Annotated in this window: 2 protein-coding genes and 1 pseudogene; all 3 read right to left on the reverse strand. The window is 61.4% G+C overall.

Annotated elements, in window-relative coordinates:
- Positions 1-39 precede the first annotated feature (39 nt).
- Positions 40-894, reverse strand: coding sequence for an IS3 family transposase (locus BIU82_RS19720; RefSeq protein ID WP_070349969.1), 855 nt, complete (start codon positions 892-894; stop codon positions 40-42).
- Positions 891-1,217, reverse strand: a complete 327-nt coding sequence (locus BIU82_RS20050; RefSeq protein ID WP_216099023.1) for a helix-turn-helix domain-containing protein — start codon at positions 1,215-1,217, stop codon at positions 891-893. Before BIU82_RS20050 ends, BIU82_RS19720 begins: the two co-directional genes overlap by 4 nt.
- Positions 1,218-1,265: 48 nt before the next feature.
- Positions 1,266-1,379 (reverse strand): annotated as a pseudogene (locus tag BIU82_RS20320) (hypothetical protein); the annotation flags it as partial.
- Positions 1,380-1,439 lie beyond the last annotated feature (60 nt).

Raw genomic sequence — 1,439 nt, forward strand, 5'->3', positions numbered from 1 at the left:
TGAACTGGTCCCCGATAGTTGGACTGGCTAAGTAGGATCCTAGGCCGCGAGGGCCTGGGCGCGGTATTGCACCGGGCTCAGGCCCTCGAGCTTTGTGGAGATCCGGTCGTTGTTGTACCAGTGGATGTACTCGTGCAGAGCCGGTGCCAGTGCGTCGGTGTTGAGGAACCGGACGTGGTGGAAGAGTTCTTCCTTGAGGTGTCCGAAGAAGTTCTCCATCACTGCGTTGTCGTAGCAGTTGCCCTTGCGGGACATCGACTGGACCGCGCCGGCGTCCTCCAGGAGAGCGCGCCAGGACATGTGGCGGTATTGGAAGCCTTGGTCTGAATGCACCAGAGGTTTCTGGCCTGGCTCAAGGCGGGCCAGAGCATCGTGCAGCGAGGCGTTGGTGAGCGTCAGGTTCGGCGAGGCGCCGATGGCGTAGGAGATGATCTGCCGGTCGAAGAGATCCATGATCGGGGAGAGATAGAGCTTCCGGTCACCGACGTTGAACTCGGTCACGTCCGTGACCCACTTCTGGTTCGGGGCGGTAGCGTCGAATTCCCGCTTCAGCAGGTTCGGTGCCACAACTCCCTGTTCGCCCCGGTAGGAGTTGTAACGTTTCTTCCGCCGTACCTTGCAGACCAAGCCGAGGACCGGCATCAGTTTCAGCACGGTCTTCTTCGCGACCGTCCACCCTTGCTTGAGCAGCTCTGTGTGGATGCGGCGGTGCCCGTACCGGGCGTGGTTCTCCCCGAAAATCTTGGTGATCGCGGTTTTGAGTGCTTCCTGCGGGTCAGGGGCCTGCAAACGGGCCTGATGGTAGAAAAAGGTCGAGCGGGCAAGACCTGAAATCTGCAGGAGAATCGGCAGCGGGAAGTCAGCCTTGAGGGCGATGAGGGCCTGGACCTTCACCGTTGTTTCTGAGCCCTCAAGGCCCGCAATTTTCCCAAGTAGGCCACCTCGGCCCGCAAACGCTCGTTCTCCCGCCGCAACCGCTCCAGCTCGGACAGTTCCGCCGGTGGCGGGCTGGTGGGCTTCCGGGGGCGGCCCTTAGGCTTCGGGCGCAACGCATCCGCGCCCTCGCCGCGGTAAGCGCGCACCCACTTTTGCAGCAGCGCGGGCGAGGATAATCCTGCTTCCACGGCCAGATCCGGAGCCGTCTCACCCGCGAGGAACCGTTCGACCAACGCGAGCTTGAACTCGTACGAGTACGAGTGTTTCGTCGGCTTGGTCACCAACACCCCTTGCCCATGAATCCTCCACCGCCGATACAGCGACTTGACCGGCGTACTGGAGACACCCAGTAACCTGGCCGCCGCTTTGTACCCGATGCCCTCATCAAACAACGCTACAGCCGCCTCACGCTGTGCTGCGGCCAATGAACTACGTACGTGCATAAAACTGCTCCCCGGGAGTCGGAACTGAATTTCTCAGTCCAACTTCCGGGGAGCAGTTCA

The organism is Arthrobacter sp. SW1, from assembly GCF_001766675.1.
Lineage (GTDB): Bacteria > Actinomycetota > Actinomycetes > Actinomycetales > Micrococcaceae > Arthrobacter.